Annotated in this window: 3 protein-coding genes; 1 reads left to right on the top strand and 2 read right to left on the bottom strand. The window is 58.6% G+C overall.

Annotation, left to right across the window (positions count from 1 at the left end):
• Nucleotides 1-178 precede the first annotated feature (178 nt).
• Nucleotides 179-790 (top strand): hypothetical protein, encoded by a 612-nt coding sequence (locus MUU53_RS22905; RefSeq protein ID WP_247262907.1) that lies wholly within the window; start codon nt 179-181, stop codon nt 788-790.
• Nucleotides 791-835: 45 nt separating this feature from the next.
• Here MUU53_RS22905 and MUU53_RS22900 read toward each other — a convergent pair whose 3' ends face one another.
• Complete coding sequence (locus MUU53_RS22900; protein WP_247262906.1) at nt 836-1,759, bottom strand: response regulator transcription factor; 924 nt, start codon at nt 1,757-1,759, stop codon at nt 836-838.
• The gene (locus tag MUU53_RS22895) at nt 1,752-5,135 is read right to left on the bottom strand and encodes a hybrid sensor histidine kinase/response regulator (protein ID WP_247262905.1); all 3,384 of its coding nucleotides are present in this window, start codon (nt 5,133-5,135) and stop codon (nt 1,752-1,754) included. Before MUU53_RS22895 ends, MUU53_RS22900 begins: the two co-directional genes overlap by 8 nt.
• Nucleotides 5,136-5,336 lie beyond the last annotated feature (201 nt).

Here is a 5,336-nt window from a genome sequence, read left to right as displayed (position 1 = left end):
GTATTCCTACTTCCAGATGTAAGACATCATCGGCGGTTCATTCGCCTGTGGAGAGGGGTCGGCACGCGCCGACCCTTTTTTTGGTCTATTTATGTTCAAGGGCCGCGAAGGCTTGAAAGCTGTCAAGACTTTGCGCAGGATTTGTCGTAAATGAGCGTAACGGATGAAGGGGCCGGTCATGCGCGTCAGGTTTTTTGCTTTTGCTCTGCTGTTTGCTTTGGCAGGCTGCTCGCAGGTGACTGAAAAGGCCGAGGGCATGGCCAACCGGTCTTTCACCAGCTATGCGCTCGGTAAACCCTATACGCAGGTTGCCAGCATCGGAACTTCGCCGATGGATAGGCTTGCCGGAGACGACCGCGCGACATTCGGTCCGATGATCGGCGCGACGCCTCTTTCGAATGGACAGATGATCTATCGACATATTGCGCCCTCGGCACGGACGGAGCGAGGGGCTGATTTCGGCGGACTGGTCTCAAGCTCTTCCGTCATGAGCAACAACCGGCTGTCCTATTTTCTTGTTGGACAAGATGGAATCGTGAAAGATTGGGCCACTGGGTCCGTGCCCGGCGATGCGACTAGTTGCATGCGCTACATCGGCGGTATCATCCAGCAATGCGCGGACATGGCCCAGCAGCAAACCTCGCTTGCCATTTACGATTCCAAGGTGCTGACGAAAGACAATCAACCGATATCCGTCTGGGGCCAGCCGGCGAATGTAATGGCAAATCCACAGGCTGCCGGTCCGGCTGTCTCGCAGCCACGAGCACCTATGCGAGCACCCAGGGGCTGATCGGATCGTTGATCTGGTCTGGCTGTGCTGTCTTCGTAGCGGCGATCACATTTCATGCAGCACGTTGGCGGCTTTGACGGCTGCCGATGCGCGATTTTCAACGCCCAGCTTCACGTAGATCTGTTCCAGGTGCTTGTTGACGGTGCGGGCGGAGAGGCCGAGAATATCGCCAATGTCCTTGTTGGACTTGCCCTTGGCAATCCAGAGCAGCACTTCCGCTTCGCGCTGGGTCACGGGGAAGTGCTGGCGCAGAACGTCATCTTCGGCGCGGTTGCTGAGTGCGCTGACACGAATGAGATACTCGTCCGGGCCGATGGCGCCGAGGAACGAAAACTGCAGGGTGGTGGCGGCTTGCGTATCCACGGCAAAGGTCACCTCGCGTGGAAAGCCCGGCCTGTCGCGATCGGTCATCCAGGTCGAGATTTTCCGCGTGGCCTGGTCCAGACCGTCATCCTGACCGAAGGCTGTATTGATGAGCCGCGTCGCTTGGGGTGTCGACCAGTGCAGGGCGCCGTTGCCGCGCACGGCCAGAAGGTGTCGGCCTGCCGCATCCAGCGCCACGCGCGCACTCTGGGCTGAGCGGGCATTGGACAAATGAACGCGGATGCGGGCGCGCAGTTCATCGATGTTGATGGGTTTGGTGAGGTAATCGACGCCCCCGCTTTCCAGCGCGTTGACCACATGTTCGGTCTGGGTAAGCCCTGTCATGAAGATGACCGGCACCTGTGAAACGGCCGGATTGGCCTTCAGCCTGCGGCAGGTTTCGAACCCATCCATGCCGGGCATCACGGCATCGAGCAGAATGAGATCCGGGGTAATGCGGTCGACAATGCTGATGGCGAATTGACCAGACGTTGCAATCAGCACCGAGAAGCCTGACTGTTCGAGTGCTTCCGTCAGAAAGCCGAGCGCATCCGGACTGTCATCGACCAGAAGAACAATCTCTCTGGGTGCGGAGTTTTCAGCCATCCTGCGGCATCCTTTCCTCGCGGAACTGTCTCAGGAACGTCATCAGTCCGGCCATATCGAAGCTTTGAATATAGTGCCGCGCCGCTTCCGTAAAGGCGCGGTGTTCTGGTGAGGCCGCGAGATCGCCCAGCTTCGTTTCGAGCCCCCGAATATAGCCGATTTCCGCCAGTTGGATGAGATCGTCGATATGGCTTGCACCCGGGCTTTTGACCGGAGCGGGGCCTTCCCGTTGCTGCAGCGCTTCGCCCTCATAGATCCAGGTCAGGCCAAGGTTCTGGGCCAGCTTGTCGGAGAGTTGGCGGATATCCACGGGCTTTGAAATGGCGTCACTGTGGCCATCCCCCTTGCGGATGCTGGAGGCGCCATCGCCGATATTGGCCGAGAGCATGATGATCGGCGCGGTCTGACCGTCCTCGCGCAGGCGTTCCACCAGTTGCCAGCCGTTCATGCCCGGCATGAGGATGTCCACCAGGAAGAGGTCGGGTTTCGCAGCTGCAATCAGGGTCAAACATTCAGGGCCACCGCTGGCGGTCAAGACCACGAAATCGAGCGGCTTCAGCACTTCGCGCATCAGGTCGCGATGATCCTCATTGTCGTCGACCACCACGACAGTGCGGCGCGGACCCGTGTAGCCGATGATCTTCTTCTCCGGTGCGGGCATGATTGTCGGGCGGTTGACTGCCGAGAGCAGAAGACGCACCCGGAAACTGGAGCCGGCATCCTTTTCGCTGGTGACGGAAATCTCGCCGCCCATGGTGTTGGTGAGAAGCCGGGTAATGGTGAGGCCGAGACCAAGCCCCGGCATGGGCCGGATACTTTCTGCCTCGCCGCGCTGAAAGGGTTCGTAGATGCGGGTGAGATCCTTTTCCGCGATGCCGCGGCCGGTATCCTCAACAGTGAAGGTGGCAACCTGGCTTCGATAGGTGATGTTGAAACGCACCCACCCGCTATCAGTAAACTTGATGGCGTTCGAGAGCAGATTGACCAGAATCTGGCGCAGTCGCTTTTCGTCGGTGCGCACATAAGTGGGCAGGGCCGGGGTGCGGTCGTGCTCGAAGTTCAGGCCTTTTGCCTGTGCCTGCGGGCGGAACATATCGACGATCTGATCGAGAAAATCCTGGATATTGATTTCGTTGGAATAAACCTGCAGGCGACCCGCTTCGATCTTCGAGATGTCGAGCAGTCCGTCGATCAGGCCGGAGAGGTGATCGGCGGAGCGGCGTATCACTTTGATCGCGGACTGGCGCGGTGCGGGAATGGTCTCGTCCCGTTCCAGAAGCTGTGCATAGCCCAAAACGGCGTTAAGCGGCGTGCGAAGCTCGTGACTGAGGCCCACGACATAGCGGCTCTTGGCGCGGTTGGCGGCTTCCGCCACTTCCTTTGCCTGCTGGAGCGCGGCATCCGTCTTGCGGTGGGCCGCGATTTCCTTGAGCAGCAGCGTATTCTGTCGCGAGCTTTCCTCCTCCGCCACGACGCGGCTGTCATGGGCCAGAACATAGAACCAGGAGACGATGCCGGCGATGATGGCGAAGACGAAGAAGACGATCAGCGTGGTGCCGTAGATCACTTCGGCATTGGCAGGTGTTGCCTCGCCCACCTGATAGGCGATCATGAAGAGAATGGCACCCATGGCCGAGATCGACAGAATGGAGGTGAGTGCGTAGCGCCCCAGACGCGTCATCAGTCGTTCGACGATACGGTCCGACAACATGGTCCGCGCCACGCTGCCGATCTGCGCTTTCATCTGGGCTTTCGGCTTGCACATATCGTGGCAGCGGCTGTCCAGCGAGCAGCACAGCGAGCAGATGGGTGCCGCATAGGCAGGACACCAGGCCATGTCTTCGGGCTCGAAGGGATGTTCGCAGATCGAGCAGGTGATGGAGGTTGCGTTTTTCCAGGCGTGGCGTGGCTTGCGCGCGAGATAGTATCGACCCTTCGTGGCCCATGCGATCAGGGGTGAGAGAACGAAGGCGGAAAGCGTGAGGTAGGTCGATAGTGATGCCGCAATAGTTCCGAACAGGCCGAAATGGGCCGCAAGGGCGATGCCGGCTGAACCCAGCATGGCTCCCAACCCGACCGGGTTCAGATCGTAAAGATGGGCACGCTTGAACTCGATACCCGGCGGAGACAGGCCGAGCGGCTTGTTGATGGCCAGATCAGCGGAGATGGTGCAGAGCCAGGACATGGCGATGATGGAAAATATGCCGAGCGTCGCCTCCAGCAGCCGGTAGATGCCGAGTTCCATCAGCAGCAGGGCGATAGCGACGTTGAAGATCAGCCAGACCACGCGGCCCGGATGGCTGTGGGTGAGGCGAGAGAAGAAATTCGACCAGGCCAGCGAACCCGCATAGGCGTTCATGACGTTGATCTTCAGCTGCGATACCACGACGAAGGCGACCATTAGCAGAAGGGCTGCCGTCTGGTTTGGGATCATGTAGCCGAAGGCGACAAGATACATATGGGCCGGGTCGGCGGCCTCGTGTGCGGGAACTGCGGTCGATAGCGCGAGAACCGCCAGAAAACTTCCCGCCAGAAGCTTTGGTACACCAAGGACGACCCAGCCCGGACCGGCCAGAAATACGGCCAGACGATGGTGCCATTTCTTCTGCCCTTCGGCCGGTAGGAAGCGCAGGAAATCCACCTGTTCCCCAATCTGGGGCATAAGTGCAAAGATGACGGCTGAAGCTGCACCGAATTCCAGCAAATCGAAGGGGGCAGGCCCCCCCAGGCCGGTGTTGGAATGACCAATGCCCGCAAAGGCCCGCCACAGCTCGATCTTCTCCCAATCCAGGAGGGCGATAAATATGAACGGCAGGACGTTCAGCACAATCCAGAAGGGCTGTGTTGCCAGCTGGAAACGCGAAATGAGTTGTACACCATAAATGACGAGCGGGATGACCACGACCGAGCTGATGATATAGCCAAGCCAGAGCGGAATGCCGAAGGCAAGATTGAGCGCCCCTGTCATGATGGATGCCTCGATGGCAAACAGCATGAAGGTGAAACTCGCATAGATCAGCGAGGTGATGGTCGAGCCGATATAGCCGAAACTTGCGCCGCGCGTCAAAAGGTCGATGTCGACGCCATGGCGAATGGCATAACGGCTGATTGGCAGTCCGATCACGAGCATAAGCACTGCGGCCACCAGAATGGCGAAGAAGGCATTTGTTGTGCCATAGGAGAGTGTGATGGCTCCGCCAATCGCTTCCAGCGCAAGGAAGGAAATTGCGCCTATAGCCGTTTGCGAAATTCGGCTGGACGAGAACCGCCGCGCACTCTTTGCGGTGAAGCGAAGCGCATAGTCTTCCAATGTCTGGTTCGCTACCCAGCGGTTGTACTCTCTGCGGATGGGTATGATGCGTTGGCGCGCTGCCATAATCTGCCGTTTGTTTGTGCATGGTGATAGAATGTGCAGCTTCGGATGTCTGGAGAGAATTTGCAAGACGCCGCACGCCTTAACGGCCATGGCATTCAAACAAAACGAAGAGTTCTGCCATAACCTTAGGCGGTAGTGACGATTTAGCTATTTGAGCCAGATGGCGATGGCTGCGAGTTTGACGAATCCCATGAAGTTGGC

Source organism: Affinirhizobium lemnae (genome assembly GCF_022968395.1).
GTDB lineage: Bacteria > Pseudomonadota > Alphaproteobacteria > Rhizobiales > Rhizobiaceae > Neorhizobium > Neorhizobium lemnae.
This window is presented reverse-complemented; position numbering and strand designations above follow the sequence as displayed.